The organism is Colwellia sp. (genome assembly GCF_013214175.1).
Classification (GTDB): Bacteria; Pseudomonadota; Gammaproteobacteria; order Enterobacterales; family Alteromonadaceae; genus Colwellia.
On sequence record NZ_JABSPA010000002.1, the window covers coordinates 651,221 to 669,464 of the forward strand.

The following is an 18,244-nucleotide window of genomic DNA, read 5'->3' on the forward strand; positions in this document are numbered from 1 at the left end:
TATCAAGTTAGAAAGTTGACTTAAACTTAACCACTACTCTGTGGAATAAGTAGAATAAGCGTTATCTATTTGATTAGGTAACGCTTTTTTGTTGAGTAATATTTAGCTAACTAACTATTACTAGGTAAGCAGCAGCGTTGCTGTTCCTAGGAAAGCAAAGATACCTACTACATCCGTTACTGTGGTAATAATCACACTACCTGCCAGAGCAGGGTCTATCTTCATACGTTTTAATATCAATGGAATACTTACACCAGCAAGGCCAGCGGCGGTCATATTCATCAACATGGCGAAAGCAATAACGCCACCAAGCATTAAATCTTGTTTCCAAATAGCTACGACAGTAGCAATTAACGTCGCCCAAATAATGCCATTTAAAAAGCCAATCGCTACCTCTTTACTCAATAATGCCCGAGCATTACTGTCACCGACATGACCTAATGCCATACCACGGATAACCAGTGTTAAGGTTTGATTACCGGCAACGCCACCCATACTAGGAACCAAAGAGTTCAATACGGCTAGAATAGCTAGTTGTTGAAAGACACCTTCAAACATACTGGTAACGGCTACAGCCATTAATGCGGTAATAAGGTTAACACCCAGCCACAATGAGCGCTGCTTAGTACTCTTGAGTACAGGAGCAAAGGTATCTGCTTCATCGTCTAAACCGGCCATACTCATCATGGAATGCTCTGCGTTTTCACGAATGATATCGATGACGTCATCAATGGTTATACGACCGAGTAAGTGACCATGTTTATCAATAACGGGGGCAGAAAACCAATCGTGACGTTCAAAGAGCTGAGCAACATCTTGCTCATCCATATCGGCTTGAACCGCTTCAACTTCCGCCTTGATTAAACGAGATACAATCATATCTGCTTTGGCTGTCACTATGGCAGCAAGTGACACTACACCAATAAAACGATTATTACGGTCAACAACATAGAAGGAGTCGGTTGCCTCGGGCAAGTCACCCTTTAGACGTAAATAACGTAACACTACATCAACACTTACGTCAGGACGTAGGGTGATAGTATCGGTATTCATTATGCCGCCAGCAGTATCTTCTTCATAAGATAATGCCGTTTCGACTCGGCTACGGTCTTGCGAGTCCATCGAATTAAGCACTTCGTTAAAAGTACTGTCAGGTAGGGTACGTAAAACTTCAGCTAAATCATCAACGTCCATACCTTCGGCAACAGCCGCAAGCTTTTCCGGTCGCATGCTTTTAAGAATACCTTTACGGACTTCTTCATTAAGCTCTTCGAGTACTTCACCATGAAAATCAGGATCAATAAGTTGCCAGAGTACCGGTCGACTTTTTGCAGTGGAGGATTCTAATATAAGGGCGAGATCGTAAGCCGGCATGTTTTGCAGTAGTTTTCGTACATAGACGAACATACCACTGCTAAGTGCTTCGTTAACTTGCTGTAATCTTTTTTGGTTAAATTCTTGTTCTGATACTTCTGGCATAGCGACTCTGCTTCTTTAGTGTTTGTGCACAGAAACCCTTCAAGAGAGTATCGCTGAGAAAATTGGCGAGACTTAGGGTTATTTGATGATGAAAAGAAAAAAAGCTTTCTTTGGAAAATAGTTCAAGTTTATCGTAACTCAGTGGTTTTATCAGCTTTTTATCTTGAGCTAGGTACTGCTTTAGTCGGTTTATGTTATTCGTTTTCATCGAATTTATCAGAAATAAGTTGGCATATTTCAGTTAACGCTAGCTGGGCATCTTCGCCTTGAGCGGTAATGTTGACGGTTTTTCCTTGGCCACCCGCTAATAACATCAGCGCCATAATACTACTCGCGTCGGCTTTTTTTCCTGCCAATTCCAGGGTGATTTTTGCGGAAAACTTTTGGCTTAATTGCGCGAGTTTAGTAGCCGCACGAGCATGTAAGCCTAACTTATTACAAATGGTCACTTGTTGAGATTGTTTTTGCAGTACTATCGCGCTCATTGATTATCCGTTTGGTTAGGTTGATTTAATATGAATATCTCTATGATGCGTTTGAATATCTTCGCGCTCTTTACGGAAGTTTTTTGCTAACATTTCTGCGATATAAACAGATCTATGTTTACCACCAGTACAACCAATAGCTATGGTGACATAACTACGATTATTACGTTCTAAATGCGGTAACCATGTCATCATAAAGCTGTTAATTTGCCATATAAACTTAGTAACTATTGCTTGGCTAGCAAGAAAATCTTTGACCTCTTGATCGACGCCTGTTTTACCCTTAAGAGATTTCTCCCAAAAAGGGTTAGGTAAAAACCTTGCGTCAAAAACATAATCAGCATCGGCAGGAATACCATGTTTGAAACCAAACGACTCAAAGACTAGGACCATGGAACCAGTCTTCTTGCCTAAAATTCTTTCCCTAACTAAATCAGCTAGTTGATGAGGAGTCAGCTGGCTAGTATTTATGTATAAACCGGCATTAGTTGATATTGGCTCTAATAATGATTTTTCTAGGGCAATTGCTTGCTCAAGGGCCATATTCTCTTTAATAAGCGGGTGTAAACGACGTGTTTCACTAAAACGTCTGATTAACTCTTTATCATCAGCATCAAGAAATAGCGTATTAACGTCAACTGCTTTGGGTAAGTAAGCAATAATTTCCGGAATATCTTGTGGGTCTTTAGGTAAATTACGCACATCTAAACTGACCGCAACGTTTTCATAGTCATTAATTACAGTATGAGTTAATGCCGGCAGGAGATTAATTGGGATGTTATCGACACAATAGTAGCCAAGGTCTTCTAACACGCGTAGGGCAACTGATTTACCTGAGCCTGAGCGGCCACTGACTATAAGTAGTTTCATTCTTGAATTCCGTGTACTTTACTATATGGCATCTATGGTATGACTAGCTTGTTGAATTAAGTTATAGAGGGCTTGATTATCATGGCACCTTCGCACTTGCTTAATCACCTTTTTATCACTAAATAACTTAGCGATACTTTGTAAGGTAGTTAAATGTTCTTTGCAGCTGTTTTCTGGGACAAATAAAGCAATGAAGATATCGACGTTTCTATTATCTATGGCATCAAAGTCAATCGCTTGCTCGGTTGTTACTAATACGGCGACAGCTTTACTGGTATTAGGTAATCGACCATGAGGTATGGCAATGCCGTTACCTATGCCTGTGCTACCCATTTTCTCTCTATTGAGTAGACTTTCTAATAGCTCATCTTGTTCTATATCTCCAACTTGGTTGGCGGCGAGTTGACAAATTCTTTCTAGAATGCGTTTTTTACTGGTAACTTTTACATCACAACTGGTACAGCTGATAGTTAATATTTCTGTTAATTGCATAATGGTGTTAGTAGTGTTTAGGCGCCCAATCGTGCTAATTCATTTAGCTTAGGGCGCCAGATTTACATGCTTTAATTTCATTTAAAGCGTTGTTATGGTTTAGTTCAGCTTAGTGCTGAGCTAGCTTACCTTTATACTTAAGGATTTGTCGATCAAGCTTATCAACTAAAGTATCAATAGAGGCATACATATCGCCGTTAACCGCTGAGGCAAAAACTTCACTGCCATTTATATGGACATTGGCCTCTGCTTTTTGGTTAAGCTTTTCTACGGTAAGTACGACGTGAATATTATTGATATGATCAAAATGTCGCTCTAGTTTTGAGAATTTCGTATCTACATATTCGCGTAATGAACGTGTTACTTCTACATGATGGCCAGAAAGATTAATTTGCATAAGCATGATCCTTTTATTGTAGTGATCTAAAGTAAACTCTTACGTTGGTTAGACGGCGGTATCGCTAATGATTCACGGTATTTAGCAATAGTGCGTCGTGCCACTTTTATTCCCTGCTCGGCCAATATATCAGCCATTTTACTATCACTTAACGGTTTAGCAGGCGTTTCCGCTAAGATAAGTTTTTTAATTAAAGAGCGAATTGCTGTAGACGAACACTCACCACCATTTTCAGTACTAACATGGCTGGAGAAGAAGTACTTCAACTCGAAGATGCCTCTAGGGGTGTGCATATACTTTTGTGTAGTAACTCGCGATATGGTCGATTCATGCATATCAACTGCTTCGGCAATATCGTTTAGAACCATAGGGCGCATCGCTTCAGCACCATGTTCTAAAAAACCTTGCTGGCGTTGCACAATACAGTTAGATACTTTAAGCAGGGTGTCATTGCGAGACTCTAAGCTCTTAATAAACCATTTGGCTTCTTGTAAGTTAGATCTAATAAATTGACCATCATTGGTTGATGATTTCATTGTTTTAGACATAGCTGCATATTGCTGATTAATAGATAGCTTTGGCGCTGTGTCAGAGTTTAATTCAACCACCCAACGACCATTTTTCTTTTCAACGGTTACATCAGGAATAACGTATTGGTCATCGCCTTTAATAACAGCATCACCTGGGCGAGGGTTTAAGCTTTGGATCAAGCGCATAACTTCACGCAGTTGATCTTCTTTTAGCTTGGTTTTCCGCATTAACTGGCGATAATCTCGGTTACCAAGTAAATCAATATGTTCATTGATAATTAATTTACTTTCTTTTAGGTAAGGGGTATCAGCACTAAATTGATTTAATTGAATAAGTAAACAGTCAGGAATTGAGCGAGCAGCGACACCAATGGGGTCAAACATATTAATACGTTTTAAGACCGCTTCCACTTCATCGAGCTCAAGGCCTTCAGTGCCAACACTTTCTAGAATATCTTCTGGTGATACTGTTAAGTACCCGGCATCGTCAACCGCTTCAATAATAGCAATAGCAATGGTTTTATCGGTATCAGTGAACGGCGTTAATTCCATTTGCCACAATAGATGATCTTGAATGGAATCAGTGGTTTCACCTTGATAGGTATAATCATCTGCGGGACTGCTGACTGCGCCGGTATTTGAAACCCCAGCACTGTAACTCTCTTCCCAGGTAGTATCGATATTAAGCTCTTCTGGGATGTCCTTTTTTTCCATGGCCTCAGTGGTGCTAATTTCGTCAATACTTGCCGGTTGCTCTTCACTGCCATCACTTGTTGGCAACTCAGTGCTAGTTTCAGCGGGACTGGTTGAAAAAGCTTCTTCTAGATTATTTTGTTCACCAGTACTTTCACTTTGAACTTTTTCATCAAGCTCAAGTAATGGATTGCTTTCTAAAATTTCTTGAATTTCTTGTTGTAACTCTAATGTCGACAATTGCAGCAGTTTGATTGCTTGTTGCAATTGGGGAGTCATGGTTAATTGTTGTCCAATACGGAGCTGTAATGTAGGGCGCATCTAGGTTATATGTTTTCCTATTTATTATTCTTAGTAGTTATCACGGGTAATGTTTAACTACTTTGCTATTAAACTGTTCTGGCTAGAGCTACTTTATATAACTTTACTATAGCGTGAATTGTTCGCCTAGGTATACATCTCTCACTTTTTGATTCGCAAGAATTTGCTCGGCGTTGCCTTGGGCAATTATTTCACCGTGGCTAACTATATAAGCATGTTCACAAACGTCTAAAGTTTCTCTTACATTATGATCGGTAATTAATATACCGATACCTCGTTGCTTTAATTGTAATATTATTTTTTTAATATCGCCAACCGAAATAGGATCAACACCGGCAAAAGGCTCATCTAATAAAATAAATTGTGGATCTGCCGCTAATGCTCGGGCAATTTCAACACGTCGTCGTTCACCACCTGATAAGCTCATACCGGTATTATCTTTGATATGACAGATATGAAACTCTTCTAAGAGATGTTCAAGCTTTTCTGCGCGTTGTGTTTCATTAAGCTCTTTACGTGTTTGTAATATAGCCATGATATTGTCAGAAACGGTAAGTTTTCTAAAAATTGATGCTTCTTGCGGTAAATAACCTATGCCACGACGAGCTCTTTCATGCATAGGAGCAAGCGTTAAGTCTTCGCCGTTCAGTTTAATGGTGCCATTGTCATTAGGTACTAAGCCAACGATCATATAAAACGAGGTGGTTTTTCCTGCACCATTGGGCCCTAATAAACCAACTATTTGCCCAGCATCAACTTGCAAACTGACATTTTTGACAACCTGCCTGCTTTTATAAGACTTAGATAAACCCTCGGCAATTAAAGTGTTTTTAGGGGAGGTACTATCGATATTAGTTTTCACTGCCATTACCTTTTTTTTCTGATTTTTTATCAACTACTTTATCAGAGGCTTTTTCTGCTTTAGACTTTTCGTAAGTTTCTTTTTGTTTCTTTAATATTGTTGGTTGCAGGACGGTAGTAACAGACTGATTCTCTGAGCCTTGTGCTTCTAGTTTTTCGCTTAAGGTATTGTAAGTAATTTCATTACCTCGGACTTCACTACCTGCTTGCTTGACTAAAGCATTACCTGAAATTGTGATCATATTAGCGTTAGGGATATAGGTGATTTCATCGGCTTGTAATTTAATTAAGCTACCGTCTTCGAGTTTCTGTTGAAAGACCGCTGGATTACCTTTGGCTAGATAGGTATCAGTTTTCTCACCGCTGTTTTTATCGATACTGCTAAAGACCATAACTATATCGGCGGTAATAGAAATAGAGCCTTGTTGGATGCTAACATTATCTAAATAGCTGGCAATTTTGTTTTTAAGATCGGCAGACTGGCGTTGTGATTTAATAGTTATTTCTTGCTCTAAATCTTCTTTAGCAGCTTGGGCGCTAGTGAATAAGAATAGACTGCAAGTTAGGGCCAGTACTTTTAATGCACTTGGGTGTAAATTAGCTTTCATCATGTTTTTTATAAATAGTACGTTCATGCTGGGTTAGGGTCATTTTTTTAGTGTTTAAATCGATAATTAATCCTGAGCCGTACATGGTGAAGTCTTTGCCGACCACAATAACGGCTTGCTCTGAACTAATGATATTGGTTTTTAAATCTAATGCTATTGTTTTGCAATAAATCTCTTTTATTAAGCTATCAACTTCAGTTGCCTGAATATGGACCTGTGTTTTGAGTTCAACACGATTATCTTTGTACAGTGTCGCTTCTTGAGCGCTAACTTTCCATGGCTGACCATCTTTTTGTGGGTACAAAGTATAATGTGGCGCTTCAAAGTAACTCACCTCTAAATCAGCATAATGCTCCATTCGCTCTGCTTCAATGGTGTGAGATAATTGCCCCATTTCATTATAAATTCTACTTTTTAGTTTCTCAGCGATAAAATCAGGGCGCTCTACATCAACAATTAAGGTATCTTGTTCAATGGCTGCCGTACGCCATTCGATAATGCCATATATTAGCGCACTAAGCAGTAAAACAAATAGCGCTAGGCTATTTAATCGGTTCATACACTAGCGCCTGTTGCGCCATCTAAGTTGCCTTGGCTTTGCATAATTAAGTCACAAATTTCTCGTACCGCGCCAAAACCGCCGCGGGTAAAAGTAATATAATCAGCGCCACGCAATACCAGTGGATGAGCATCTGCGACACAAATGCCTAATCCGACCGCTGCAATACAAGCTAAATCAGGGACATCATCACCTATATAAGCTACTTCGTTAAGGTCAATGTTTAATTGCTGAGCTAAATTAATTAATGCCGGTAATTTATCTTCTTGACCTTGAATAATATGCGCGACATTTAAAGCTTTCATACGATTTGCTACGATAGCAGAATTCCTACCGGTAATAATTGCTACCGCAACACCACTTGCACCTAAGGCTTTTATGCCAAAACCATCTTTAGTGTGGAAAGCTTTTAGTTCTTCACCATCATTACCCAAATAAATTCTACCGTCAGAAAATACGCCATCAACATCACAAATGAGTAACTTTATTTGCTCAGCTTTGACTAAAATTTTGTTGTGGACATCACCGTATAAGGTATTCATTAAAGTACTCCAGAACTTAATAAGTCATGCATATTCATGGCACCAACAGGAGTATTGTTGTTATCAACAATAATCAGGCCGTTAATTTTTTTATCTTCCATTATTTTTAGGGCCTGCGCCGCGAGCATATCGCTTTGGGCAACCTGCGGGTTGTGGGTCATTACTGTACTAATACTATCGCTGTGAATATCTATTCTGTTATCCAGTACTCTGCGAAGATCTCCATCAGTAAATAAGCCGACTATTTGCTGTTCATTGTTAACTATCGCGGTCATGCCTAAGCCTTTCAATGACATTTCAACCAAGGCATCTTTGATAAGTGCATGCTCAGAAACCACTGGCACTCGTTCACCTTGATGCATAATATCGTTGAGGCGCAGTAATAAGCGTTTACCTAAACTACCACCTGGGTGAGATAAGGCAAAATCATCAGCGGTAAAGTCACGGGCATTTAATAAAGCTACAGCTAAGGCATCACCCATTACTAGGGCGGCGGTCGTGCTTGATGTTGGCGCTAAACCAAGTGGGCAAGCTTCAGCAGAGACTTTAATGCAAACATGGGTGTCGGCTAATTTAGCTAGGGTAGAGTCTTTATTACCCGTCATTGAAATCAGTTTCGCGCCAATGCGCTTAATCACCGGGATGATAGCGAGTACTTCGCTGGTTTCACCTGAATTAGAGATGGTTAACACTACATCGTTACCGGTGATCATACCTAAGTCACCATGGCTGGCTTCGCCGGGGTGAACAAAAAATGACGGTGTGCCAGTGCTAGCAAGGGTGGCTGCTATTTTTCCACCAATATGACCTGACTTGCCCATACCAATAACAATCACTCGACCTTTACAATGGAACATAAGTTGACAGGCAAGTTCAAAGCTATCATCAATGAATTGCACTAATTCAGCAATGGCTTGCTGCTCAATCTCAATTACGTTTTTTGCTAACTGTTTGAAATTTTTCATAATGATTAATTTATATCAACTCTGCTTATGATAATCGACTAAAAAGTAATACTTGATAAGCAATAAAGCTTAACAGTAATAATACGCCTTTTGCACGAGTAATTCTAAATGCGCCCAATCGGCGACTAAAACATAAAATAAATAGCAATAAAGTAACACCTAACATATAGGGGGCATCTCTACTGGCGGCTGAAGGGTCAATATCACCGGGAGAAATAAGGGCCGCTAGTGGCAATACCGCTAAAATATTAAAGATATTTGAGCCAATTATATTACCCAAGGCTAAATCGTCTTCTTTTTTGATTATGCTCATAATACACGCGGCTAGCTCGGGTAAGCTAGTACCTATAGCAATAATGGTTAAGCCAATCACTAGGTCACTAATACCAAATGCTTTAGCAATAAATACCGAAGAATCCACCAAAAAGCTCGCACTTAATGGTAATAAAATGATTCCAATACCTAACCAAAGTAAAGATAACTTCATACTTACTGCTGGGGCAACATCATGTTCAGCTTCAATAATTAAGGGGTCATCACTGGGCTTCCCTTGAGTTTTCTTTAATGTGATAACGAGTAGCGCAATGATGTAAATAGCAAAGCCGGACATTAAAATAATGCCTTCATAAAAACTAAAGTGGTTATCACTAAGTACCCAATAGCCTAATGCGGTGATGGCTAAAATCAGTGGGATTTCCCGTTTTATTGTTTGTGATGATACAGTTAAAGGTTGTAACAAGGCGGTAATACCAAGCACCAAAGCAATATTAGTAATATTTGAGCCAATGGCGTTACCAATGGCGGTATCTGGATTACCTTGCAAAGATGCCGTTGCCGCTACCATCATTTCGGGTGCTGAAGAACCCATTGCAACAATGGTTAAACCAATAATCATGGGTGAAATGCCTAAATTTCTCGCTAATGATGAAGCACCAAATACGAATTTATCGGCGCTCCAAACTAAAGCAATAAGGGCAATGAGTAATATAAAAATTTGTTCTAGCATTAATGACTCCAAGGTGATACCAAGTCGACTAAGTTTTTTCCCGCTCAGCGAGAATTAAAAAGGTTTAGAGGCAAGACATTGATTGCAGAGAATGGTTATTCCCTTGTCAAAATCAATAACGCAGCATATGAACCTTTACCTATATATTAGGTACTCGCCCTTTGGGAGTTTATTAGCAAACTGATAACTGCCCAAAATTAATGAAATATAGAATGACTATGTTTAATCAATTTTTCTTGTTTTAAGCTCGCTAATATAGCTCTGAGTTGGGAGCAAACTGAATCGAATTGGTATTATGAGCAAATTGTCGCTGGTTGTTGAGCAAAAAAGAAGTAAATAATGTCAACAACAGGCAAATAGTATTAATTTGTCTTAGTTTTAAGCGAAAACGATCACTTTCTTACAATTTAGCTTAGAGTTTTTACACTTATTGCCTCGTTATTGGTTTATTTCTAATGAAGAATTGTTATGGCTCAGGTAAAATCACGGGCTACTAAAGAAATTATATTGCGGACTTAGTCTAATGGTCTGCGGCAATAAATTAACAGTGACGTTGAACAATGACAAAGCCTGCATCTGAAGAAAATTTGGTTGAAATTGAAAACCTAACCTTTAAACGGGGTGAGCGAGTTATCTTTGACGATCTCAGCTTGTCTATTCCGAAAGGAAAAGTGACCGCAATCATGGGACCCAGTGGTATAGGCAAAACAACCTTGCTGCGTTTAATTGGCGGTCAAATAAAACCAGAAAGTGGTAAAATACTCTTTGCTGGCAAAAACATACCTTTGCTATCACGTAGCGAGTTATATGAAGCACGTAAACATATGAGTATGCTTTTTCAAAGTGGCGCCTTATTTACCGATATGAATGTTTTTGACAATATAGCCTTCCCCATTCGAGAACACACCAAATTATCTGAAGCCATCATTGAAAAAATAGTATTAATGAAGCTAGAAGCCGTTGGTTTACGTGGTGCAAGGCATTTACAGCCTAGTGAACTTTCTGGCGGTATGGCTCGTCGAGTAGCATTAGCGCGTGCAATCGCTTTGGATCCCGAGCTGATTTTGTATGATGAACCCTTTGCTGGCCAAGACCCTATTTCAATGGGGGTAATAGTGCGATTAATACGTTCATTAAGTGACGCGTTAGGATTAACTTCAGTGGTCGTTTCACATGATGTCCCCGAAGTTATGAGTATCGCTGATTATATTTATATTGTAGCGGAAAAGAAAATCATTGGTCATGGTACCCCAGAGCAAATACGCCAAGATACCTCGCCTTTGGTACAGCAGTTTGTGCAAGGTGAAGCTGATGGCCCAGTACCTTTTCATTATGAAGCGCCAGCTTATCGTGATGAACTTATGAAAATATCTTAAGGGATAGTGAGTAAATGAACCTTATTCGAAATAGTAAAATTCGAGGCGTTAATTAGTGCAAAAGTTACATTATTTAGGTAAAAAAACCCTTAGCATGATAAGTGGTTTAGGACGCGCAGTAATTTTGTTGGTATCAGCGTTAATGCATGTGCCTAATATACGTAAGGGTACACCTTTACTTATCCAGCAGCTTTATAGTGTCGGTGTTTTGTCTTTATTGATAATTATCGTCTCGGGTACGTTTATAGGTATGGTGTTAGCTTTACAAGGCTATACTATTCTTGTCGGCTATGGCGCAGAAGCTAGCTTAGGTCCTATGGTTGCGCTGTCGTTATTACGAGAGCTTGGCCCTGTGGTTGCCGCGTTATTATTTGCTGGCCGAGCAGGCTCTGCTCTAACGGCTGAAATAGGTTTAATGAAAGCCACTGAGCAATTATCAAGCTTAGAGATGATGGCCATTGATCCATTAAGAAGAATTATTGCACCACGCTTTTGGGCCGGTTTTATTAGTTTACCTTTATTGGCCGCTATTTTCTCAATGGTGGGCATACTCGGTGCTTACGTCGTTGGTGTTGATTGGTTGGGTGTTGATGGCGGAACTTTTTGGTCAGTGATGCAAGATCAAGTCGATTTTGAAAAAGATATCCTCAACGGCGTAATCAAAAGTGTCGTATTTGCTTTTGTAGTGATGTGGATAGCGGTATACAAAGGCTATGATTGTGAGCCTACCTCAGAGGGCATTAGTCGGGCAACTACCTCTACTGTGGTACAATCATCATTATGGGTTTTGTGTCTAGATTTTATTTTAACGGCGTTAATGTTCGTAAAATAATCACGGTAAGAGTTAATCAGTCAGATGTTTATATTGAATTTTTTATTACAAGGCGTTGGTGAAAGACATGGTGTCTAAGAAAGTAGAGTTATTGGTAGGTTTTTTTGTTGCATTAGGCATAGCTGCCTTATTAATGTTGTCGCTAAAAGTTGCAGATGCAGGTCTTGGCGGTGGTAGTGAAAGTTATCAGCTTTTTGCTAAGTTCGATAATATTGGCGGTTTGAAAGTGCGCTCGCCTATTAAAATTGGTGGCGTTGTTGTCGGCCGTGTCAGCGATATATCGCTAGATGACGAAGATTATACACCTGTAGTCACTCTTGATATTTATATTCAATACAATAAGTTATCAGAGGCTACTTCTGTGGCAATATTAACTGCCGGTTTATTAGGTGAACAATATTTAGGTGTGCAACCAGGCTTTGTCGATGAGTCGGTTGATACTTTGCAACCAGGTGATTTTATTGAAGATACTAAGCCAGCCTTAGTATTAGAAGAGTTAATTGGACAGTTTTTATTTAGCCAAGGAAGTGGTGATGAATAAGTTAGAGAATATAAGTAAGCTATATATAGGTAAGTGCAACAGTAATATTTTTGTTGGCTTAGTTTTAGGCCTGCTACTGAATAATACAGCTATGGCTAATACAGAAGCCGCAGCAACTAAGTTACCTGTAGAGGCTACTAATCTCCCTTCACAGCCAACTAGACTTCTTGTTGACCAAAGTAATCCTTATAAAATGGTACGAGGTGCTGCCGAACAGACCTTTAAGCGCTTTGCTGCAGAGCAACAAGCTATCCAAGCAAACCCCAATTTGCTAAAGGATATAGTTCGTGAAGAGCTTATGCCTTATATCAATCATAAATATTCTGCCTTTAAAGTTATTGGTAAGCATTTAAAGAAAACAACCGACGCTGAACGTCGCGCATTTGTACCTGTTTTTCGTGAATACTTAGTGAGCTCTTATGCACAAGTCTTTACTTTATATGATAATCAAGCGGTGGAGTTTTCCCCTGAAAAGTCTTATGAGGGTAAAAGAATTGTTGCGGTGAATACTCGCATTATCATGCCAGGTAGAGCTAATATTAATGTTGCTTTCAAAGTAAGACTTAATAAAAAGACTAAAGAGTGGCAAGCGTTTGATATGGTAGCAGAAGGCATAAGTTTACTTGACTCAAAGCAAGCCGAGTTAGGTAGTATCATTAGGCAAAAGGGCCTACCTTATGTGACTGAATTATTAAAAAGAAAAAGCACTCGAGACATTGTCTTTAAAAGTCGTGCAGCCAAAGACAGTGGCACAACTGCAAAAAAAGCACAGCAAGGGTAAATCGTGAGTAAAGCGAATATAGTTCTAAATCATGGTACTCTTACTATTGCGGGTGAATTAACCCGTCATAGTGTCGCCGAAATTAAAAAAAATGCCTATGTTAACTGGTTTGCCCATGGTGCGGTGAACGTTGACCTAAGCCAAGTCAACAAGGCCGATACGGCTGGACTTGCTTGGTTATTTTACCTTTTGGAGCAGGCATCTCATCATAGCTGCCAATTAAGCTTTAGTAATGTTCCTGAGAAATTAACTAAACTAATTAGTTTAAGTGGCGTGGACGGTTTATTGCCCTTAGCATCTGATTAGTAACCATAAAATAACGTACATAGGAGACTCCCTTGGAAGTTAAAGAAATTGAAGACTTAGTAAGTAAACTGATTAATGAAGCACTAGAACTTGATGAAGTGCATGTGAAATTTGATGGCTCACAATGCCGTATTAATGCAGTGAGTGATATGTTTGATGACTTAAGCCGCGTTAAGCGTCAACAAGCTGTGCTTAAGCCGTTAGCTGATATTATAAAAGACGGCACAATTCACGCGGTAACCGTGAAAACCTTTAATAAGGCGCAATGGCAGCGTGATAAATTATTTAATTAATGGTTAAGTTGTTACTTAATTGTATTTTTAATGCCTAGCTTTTTAATGCTGGGCATTTTTGTGTATACTGGCTGAATATTGTTTCATCATTTTAAGTAAGTAGTAGTTATTTTGGACGCATTTAAAGTTATTGGTGGTAATCCACTTCGCGGCGATGTCGTGATCTCCGGGGCAAAAAACGCAGCTCTTCCTATCTTAATGTCGGCATTGTTGTCTAAAACGCCAATCGTTTTTAGTAACGTACCTCAGCTTAATGATATTTTAACTACGGTTAAGTTATTGGGTCAGCTAGGTGCTAAAAGTGAGTGGCTTAGCGAAAACAAATTAATGATCGATGCTAGTACTATTGATACTTGTCGCGCACCTTATGATTTAGTTAAAACTATGCGTGCTTCAATCTTAGTACTTGGTCCTTTACTTGCGCGTATGGGTCATGCTGAGGTTTCTTTACCAGGTGGTTGTGCTATAGGGGCAAGACCGGTAAATCTTCATATTCAAGGTTTAAAACTGATGGGTGCCGATATTACCGTTGAAGACGGTTATATAGTTGCCAAAAAAGAAGGTCGCTTAACTGGTGCCACTATTTTTATGGATACGGTTAGTGTAACCGGCACAGAAAACTTAATGATGGCAGCAGCTTTAGCCGAAGGTACCACAGTCATTGAAAATGCGGCGCGTGAACCTGAAATTGTTGATCTGGCTAATTGTTTAACAAGTATGGGTGCTAAAATTACCGGTGCTGGAAGTGATACTTTAACTATTGAGGGTGTGAGTGAGCTGAATGGCTCAGAGTACACAGTGATGCCTGACCGTATAGAGACAGGTACATTTTTAGTGGCTGCTGCCGTTACTCAAGGCCATATCAAGTGTCTAAATACTGATCCCACGGCATTAGAAGCAGTGTTAAGCAAGTTGCAAGAAGCAGGCGCTAAAATCACTACCGGTAAAGATTGGATTGAGCTTGAAATGACTGCACCGGCGAAAGCGGTAAATGTTAGAACGGCACCACATCCTGCTTTTCCTACTGATATGCAAGCACAATTCATGACCATGAATGTTTTGGCTGAAGGTACAGCAACCGTTATCGAGACTATTTTCGAAAATCGCTTTATGCATGTTCCAGAATTACAACGTATGGGCGCTGATATCACGCTAGAAGGTAATACGGCGATAGTTAAGGGCGTTACTAGCCTTAATGGTGCACAGGTGATGGCGACAGATTTACGTGCCTCAGCAAGCCTGGTAATAGCAGGTTTAGTGGCTAAATCACCTACCCAAGTTGATCGTATCTATCATATCGATCGTGGCTACCTTTGTATCGAAGGTAAGTTACAAGGCTTAGGCGCTGATATTATCCGTATTAAAGCGGATTAATTATCCACTAGGGTTTGAATTAATATCGCTAGCGGCAGTATTAATTCAAAACTATAAAGGCTAGTACTTGCAAAAGTTCTGGCCTTTTTTGTGTCTGCAGAAAGTGAATAAAATAAAAGTTGCAGCGATAGTTATGGAGGTGAAATTTTTGCATGGTAACAAAGGGCTTAAATATTTTTCCTAGTAGTTAGGCTATATAAAGAGGCGCGGTCAGATACTGAAGATGATTAAAGCTTAAGTTAATTAGTTGTATTGAAGGGATCTGTTTGAGAGCTAAATTTTCCAAGGCATAAATTTAAGGCAATAAAAAAGGACATCCTTTACAGGAATGTCCTTTTTCAAACATCTAATGTTAGTTAGCTAATAGCTAACTTAACAATTGCTAATTAAAGAGCTACGATGTTTTCAGCTTGAGGGCCTTTTTGACCTTCAGTAACTGTGAATTCAACTTTTTGACCTTCAGCAAGAGTTTTGAAACCGTCACCAACGATAGCGTTGAAGTGAGCAAAAACGTCTGGACCGTTTTCTTGCTCGATAAAACCAAAACCTTTAGCTTCGTTAAACCATTTTACTGTACCAGTAGTAGTAGACATAATGTATCCTATATATATTTAAGAGTAATTGTGCTGCCAATTGCTTATGCAAATAGCTAGCGGGTTTGCTAAAAAGAGTTGCTATTACTTATAAATCAGGACGTGTTACAGATATCTTATCTAAGGTAAGCATGAGATAACATCGAAATGGTGTACAAAAAAATAAACTAACTTCAAGCTGGGGGCATTATATAGTTAGCGCGCCATATGTCAACCATAAGTGCGCTTTAAGCTGCAAGTAAACTAGAATATTATACTTACAGCTTATGTTTATCCTTATAATTTAAACTCTTGCACCGATTGCTGTAGTTCTTCTGCTAAACGAGCAACCTCACTGCTTGATGCTGCAGTTTGTTGCGAACCAGCAGTGGTTTGCTCAGCAATAGTCACAATAGACTCAAGGTTTTCACTAATTTCATGGGCGACAACACTTTGTTCTTCGGCTGCCGTAGCAATTTGTGTACTGCGATCAAATGCCTCATGCACTGCATGGGTAATGACTTCCAGTGCTTGATCTGCTTCTTCACTTTGGCTGACACAATCACTGGCTTTAGCTTTACCGGCATCCATTACCGTTACCGCTTTACCTGCGCCGGTTTGCAGCGCCTCTATCATGGTTTGAATTTCTGAAGTCGACTCTTGAGTTCTGCTTGCTAAGGTTCGTACTTCATCAGCAACTACGGCAAAGCCTCGACCTTGTTCACCCGCTCGAGCTGCCTCAATGGCCGCATTCAAAGCTAGTAAGTTTGTTTGTTCAGCAATTCCACGAATTACATCTAAAATGCCACCAATTGAAGCACTGTCTTGCTGTAATTGATTGATAACCTGAGATGCTGAGTCAACCTCACTGGCTAATAATTCTATCGTCTGGCGGTTTCTCGCTGAAATAACTTTAACACGCTCAGCTTCGTCATCGGCATGCTTTATTTCGCTCAATGCATCATTAGCACTTGCCAGTACGCTTTGAGCAGTACTGCTCATTTCTGTAGTGGCAGAAGCGGCTTGTTCTACTTGATTGCGTTGCTCTTCAATGGCAGTGGTACTTTGCGCGGTAACTGCAGATGTTTGCTCTGCGGCGGCAGCAAGTTGAGCGGAGCGATTAACAATACTCTCTATCAGGTTACGTAAGCTATCTATTAATAAATTGCAGTTTCTTGATAGCTGAGCAAACTCATCATTACCACTTTCATCAAGTTTCATTGAAAGGTCACCAGAGGCAACAATATTAAGCATTTCATTAACGCGAGCTAGTGGGCGAGTAATGCCGATAAGCGTTGCTCTAGCAATAAATAGGGCGACAACAATTGAGATAAGCATGATAACTGTTGTTTGGGTATTACCACTACTTACAGCGTCTTCTATCAACTGACTTGCTTTGATGGTGGTTTGATTAGCTAACTCAATTTGTTTTTCTAAAGCGCTATTAACTTGTTTAGCCGATAGCTCTTCTTGCTTGAGCATACGAGCTGCTTTTTTATTAGCGGCAAGTTGCGCTGTTTTATGAGCAAGAATGCCATCTTCTTGAGATAAAAGTGCTTGAATTTCCTTAAAGGCTAGGCTGACTTGCTGTGAAATGTCGCCGATATTATGGGTATCTAATTCAGAGATGATATCGTCTACAGACTTGTTTGCTTCACTTAGGCTGCGTGAAAGCTCACTCTCGATGAGTTTGGCGGTACTTGCATCGAGGATATCTCGGTATTCAAATGAGGAAGATACTATGGAGTTAAATTGGTTTTCTAAATGTTCGCTTAAACTGATTGCACGTTGTAGTTTAGTGTCAGCAAGCTCATGATCAGCTAGATCTAAAAGTAACATCACTGTGTCATCAGCTTGCTCTTCTAAAGTATCTATTTTTTCTATTAATTGTTGCTGTTGTTCGATACTTATTTTATGGCTACTAAATAAACCAAGGCCAGCACTGTGAAAATTAGCGGAAAGTTTGTCTACCTGTCCCAAGTTTGCTAACAAATTTTGCTCGGTAGCAACAATTTGTTTTAGCTCTGATAATTCTTTTGAGAAAAGACTATTAATTTTCTTATAATCTCTCAGCTGTTGAGCTAACAGATTAAGATCTGTTTGATAGTAACCTTTTAAAGTTAAATTACTCATTTGGCTCAACTCAAGGGCAAGTTTATTACTGGCTTTAAGAGTTGGGATTGCCAAAGTATTTTGTTGCTGAGTGGCCTCACTTATAGTATCTAAGTTCGATAGCGATATGATACTAATTACTACCAGTAAAATTGAAATAATGGCAAAGCCACCAATAATTTTTACAGCTACAGTTAAATTCATAGAATCCACCCAATTGGTAGGCTACTTGCCTAGTTAATACGTTAA

21 protein-coding genes are annotated in these 18,244 nt (G+C 39.5%); 7 read left to right on the forward strand and 14 right to left on the reverse strand.

Going from position 1 to position 18,244, the window contains the following annotated elements; translation table 11 throughout:
• Positions 1 to 120: 120 nt before the first annotated feature.
• From mgtE to HRT55_RS05900, 12 genes are all read right to left on the reverse strand, one after another.
• Positions 121 to 1,479, reverse strand: coding sequence for a magnesium transporter (gene mgtE, locus HRT55_RS05845; RefSeq protein WP_291619611.1), 1,359 nt, complete (start codon positions 1,477 to 1,479; stop codon positions 121 to 123).
• Positions 1,480 to 1,673: 194 nt separating this feature from the next.
• Complete coding sequence (locus tag HRT55_RS05850) at positions 1,674 to 1,949, reverse strand: HPr family phosphocarrier protein (RefSeq protein ID WP_291620427.1); 276 nt, start codon at positions 1,947 to 1,949, stop codon at positions 1,674 to 1,676.
• Between the two features lie 30 nt (positions 1,950 to 1,979).
• On the reverse strand, positions 1,980 to 2,834 hold the full coding sequence (gene rapZ / locus HRT55_RS05855) for an RNase adapter RapZ (protein ID WP_291611569.1): 855 nt from the start codon (positions 2,832 to 2,834) through the stop codon (positions 1,980 to 1,982).
• A 21-nt stretch (positions 2,835 to 2,855) separates the two neighbouring features.
• Positions 2,856 to 3,326 carry a PTS IIA-like nitrogen regulatory protein PtsN gene (ptsN, locus tag HRT55_RS05860; RefSeq protein WP_291619612.1) on the reverse strand — a complete coding sequence of 157 codons (471 nt, stop codon included), beginning with the start codon at positions 3,324 to 3,326 and terminating at the stop codon, positions 2,856 to 2,858.
• Positions 3,327 to 3,435: 109 nt separating this feature from the next.
• Entirely contained in the window at positions 3,436 to 3,723 is a 288-nt protein-coding gene (gene hpf, locus HRT55_RS05865) for a ribosome hibernation promoting factor (protein ID WP_291611565.1), read from the reverse strand.
• 26 nt (positions 3,724 to 3,749) lie between these two features.
• Positions 3,750 to 5,267 (reverse strand): RNA polymerase factor sigma-54, encoded by a 1,518-nt coding sequence (locus tag HRT55_RS05870; RefSeq protein WP_291619614.1) that lies wholly within the window; start codon positions 5,265 to 5,267, stop codon positions 3,750 to 3,752.
• A 106-nt stretch (positions 5,268 to 5,373) separates the two neighbouring features.
• The gene (lptB, locus tag HRT55_RS05875; RefSeq protein ID WP_291619616.1) at positions 5,374 to 6,129 is read right to left on the reverse strand and encodes an LPS export ABC transporter ATP-binding protein; all 756 of its coding nucleotides are present in this window, start codon (positions 6,127 to 6,129) and stop codon (positions 5,374 to 5,376) included.
• Positions 6,119 to 6,763, reverse strand: a complete 645-nt coding sequence (gene lptA / locus HRT55_RS05880) for a lipopolysaccharide transport periplasmic protein LptA (protein WP_291619618.1) — start codon at positions 6,761 to 6,763, stop codon at positions 6,119 to 6,121. The genes lptB and lptA overlap by 11 nt, the downstream gene beginning before the upstream one ends.
• A complete protein-coding gene (gene lptC / locus HRT55_RS05885) occupies positions 6,726 to 7,295 on the reverse strand; it encodes an LPS export ABC transporter periplasmic protein LptC (RefSeq protein WP_291619620.1) in 570 nt (189 codons plus the stop codon). The genes lptA and lptC overlap by 38 nt, the downstream gene beginning before the upstream one ends.
• Positions 7,292 to 7,837 carry a 3-deoxy-manno-octulosonate-8-phosphatase KdsC gene (gene kdsC / locus HRT55_RS05890; RefSeq protein WP_291619622.1) on the reverse strand — a complete coding sequence of 182 codons (546 nt, stop codon included), beginning with the start codon at positions 7,835 to 7,837 and terminating at the stop codon, positions 7,292 to 7,294. The genes lptC and kdsC overlap by 4 nt, the downstream gene beginning before the upstream one ends.
• The gene (locus HRT55_RS05895) at positions 7,837 to 8,802 is read right to left on the reverse strand and encodes a KpsF/GutQ family sugar-phosphate isomerase (RefSeq protein WP_291619624.1); all 966 of its coding nucleotides are present in this window, start codon (positions 8,800 to 8,802) and stop codon (positions 7,837 to 7,839) included. The genes kdsC and HRT55_RS05895 overlap by 1 nt, the downstream gene beginning before the upstream one ends.
• A 25-nt stretch (positions 8,803 to 8,827) precedes the next feature.
• Complete coding sequence (locus HRT55_RS05900; protein WP_291619626.1) at positions 8,828 to 9,808, reverse strand: calcium/sodium antiporter; 981 nt, start codon at positions 9,806 to 9,808, stop codon at positions 8,828 to 8,830.
• A 560-nt stretch (positions 9,809 to 10,368) separates the two neighbouring features.
• Here HRT55_RS05900 and mlaF point away from each other — a divergent pair.
• The 7 genes from mlaF to murA all read left to right on the forward strand — a co-directional run bounded on the left by mlaF (position 10,369) and on the right by murA (position 15,311).
• The gene (gene mlaF, locus HRT55_RS05905) at positions 10,369 to 11,184 is read left to right on the forward strand and encodes a phospholipid ABC transporter ATP-binding protein MlaF (protein ID WP_291619628.1); all 816 of its coding nucleotides are present in this window, start codon (positions 10,369 to 10,371) and stop codon (positions 11,182 to 11,184) included.
• 55 nt (positions 11,185 to 11,239) lie between these two features.
• On the forward strand, positions 11,240 to 12,016 hold the full coding sequence (gene mlaE, locus HRT55_RS05910; RefSeq protein WP_291619630.1) for a lipid asymmetry maintenance ABC transporter permease subunit MlaE: 777 nt from the start codon (positions 11,240 to 11,242) through the stop codon (positions 12,014 to 12,016).
• Between the two features lie 67 nt (positions 12,017 to 12,083).
• The gene (mlaD, locus tag HRT55_RS05915; RefSeq protein WP_291619632.1) at positions 12,084 to 12,557 is read left to right on the forward strand and encodes an outer membrane lipid asymmetry maintenance protein MlaD; all 474 of its coding nucleotides are present in this window, start codon (positions 12,084 to 12,086) and stop codon (positions 12,555 to 12,557) included.
• Positions 12,550 to 13,338 (forward strand): ABC transporter substrate-binding protein, encoded by a 789-nt coding sequence (locus tag HRT55_RS05920; RefSeq protein ID WP_291619634.1) that lies wholly within the window; start codon positions 12,550 to 12,552, stop codon positions 13,336 to 13,338. The genes mlaD and HRT55_RS05920 overlap by 8 nt, the downstream gene beginning before the upstream one ends.
• A gap of 3 nt (positions 13,339 to 13,341) precedes the next feature.
• Positions 13,342 to 13,644: an STAS domain-containing protein gene (locus tag HRT55_RS05925; RefSeq protein ID WP_291619635.1), complete on the forward strand. Its 303-nt coding sequence runs from the start codon at positions 13,342 to 13,344 to the stop codon at positions 13,642 to 13,644.
• A gap of 32 nt (positions 13,645 to 13,676) precedes the next feature.
• Positions 13,677 to 13,937: a BolA/IbaG family iron-sulfur metabolism protein gene (locus tag HRT55_RS05930; RefSeq protein ID WP_291619637.1), complete on the forward strand. Its 261-nt coding sequence runs from the start codon at positions 13,677 to 13,679 to the stop codon at positions 13,935 to 13,937.
• Between the two features lie 111 nt (positions 13,938 to 14,048).
• The gene (gene murA / locus HRT55_RS05935) at positions 14,049 to 15,311 is read left to right on the forward strand and encodes a UDP-N-acetylglucosamine 1-carboxyvinyltransferase (protein WP_291619639.1); all 1,263 of its coding nucleotides are present in this window, start codon (positions 14,049 to 14,051) and stop codon (positions 15,309 to 15,311) included.
• 386 nt (positions 15,312 to 15,697) lie between these two features.
• Here the strand turns inward: murA and HRT55_RS05940 are convergent, their stop codons facing one another.
• On the reverse strand, positions 15,698 to 15,904 hold the full coding sequence (locus tag HRT55_RS05940; RefSeq protein ID WP_057182578.1) for a cold-shock protein: 207 nt from the start codon (positions 15,902 to 15,904) through the stop codon (positions 15,698 to 15,700).
• 276 nt (positions 15,905 to 16,180) lie between these two features.
• The gene (locus HRT55_RS05945; protein WP_291619641.1) at positions 16,181 to 18,199 is read right to left on the reverse strand and encodes a methyl-accepting chemotaxis protein; all 2,019 of its coding nucleotides are present in this window, start codon (positions 18,197 to 18,199) and stop codon (positions 16,181 to 16,183) included.
• Positions 18,200 to 18,244: the final 45 nt, after the last annotated feature.

Coding starts and splice junctions, on each gene's coding strand:
- HRT55_RS05940 (WP_057182578.1), bottom strand. CDS start 15,904: ATGTCTACTACTACTGGTACAGTAAAATGGTTTAACGAAGCTAAAGGT.
- HRT55_RS05900 (WP_291619626.1), bottom strand. CDS start 9,808: ATGCTAGAACAAATTTTTATATTACTCATTGCCCTTATTGCTTTAGTT.
- HRT55_RS05895 (WP_291619624.1), bottom strand. CDS start 8,802: ATGAAAAATTTCAAACAGTTAGCAAAAAACGTAATTGAGATTGAGCAG.
- mlaD (WP_291619632.1), top strand. CDS start 12,084: ATGGTGTCTAAGAAAGTAGAGTTATTGGTAGGTTTTTTTGTTGCATTA.
- rapZ (WP_291611569.1), bottom strand. CDS start 2,834: ATGAAACTACTTATAGTCAGTGGCCGCTCAGGCTCAGGTAAATCAGTT.
- HRT55_RS05920 (WP_291619634.1), top strand. CDS start 12,550: ATGAATAAGTTAGAGAATATAAGTAAGCTATATATAGGTAAGTGCAAC.
- ptsN (WP_291619612.1), bottom strand. CDS start 3,326: ATGCAATTAACAGAAATATTAACTATCAGCTGTACCAGTTGTGATGTA.
- lptC (WP_291619620.1), bottom strand. CDS start 7,295: ATGAACCGATTAAATAGCCTAGCGCTATTTGTTTTACTGCTTAGTGCG.
- hpf (WP_291611565.1), bottom strand. CDS start 3,723: ATGCAAATTAATCTTTCTGGCCATCATGTAGAAGTAACACGTTCATTA.
- HRT55_RS05870 (WP_291619614.1), bottom strand. CDS start 5,267: ATGCGCCCTACATTACAGCTCCGTATTGGACAACAATTAACCATGACT.
- HRT55_RS05945 (WP_291619641.1), bottom strand. CDS start 18,199: ATGAATTTAACTGTAGCTGTAAAAATTATTGGTGGCTTTGCCATTATT.
- mgtE (WP_291619611.1), bottom strand. CDS start 1,479: ATGCCAGAAGTATCAGAACAAGAATTTAACCAAAAAAGATTACAGCAA.
- lptA (WP_291619618.1), bottom strand. CDS start 6,763: ATGAACGTACTATTTATAAAAAACATGATGAAAGCTAATTTACACCCA.
- kdsC (WP_291619622.1), bottom strand. CDS start 7,837: ATGAATACCTTATACGGTGATGTCCACAACAAAATTTTAGTCAAAGCT.
- mlaF (WP_291619628.1), top strand. CDS start 10,369: ATGACAAAGCCTGCATCTGAAGAAAATTTGGTTGAAATTGAAAACCTA.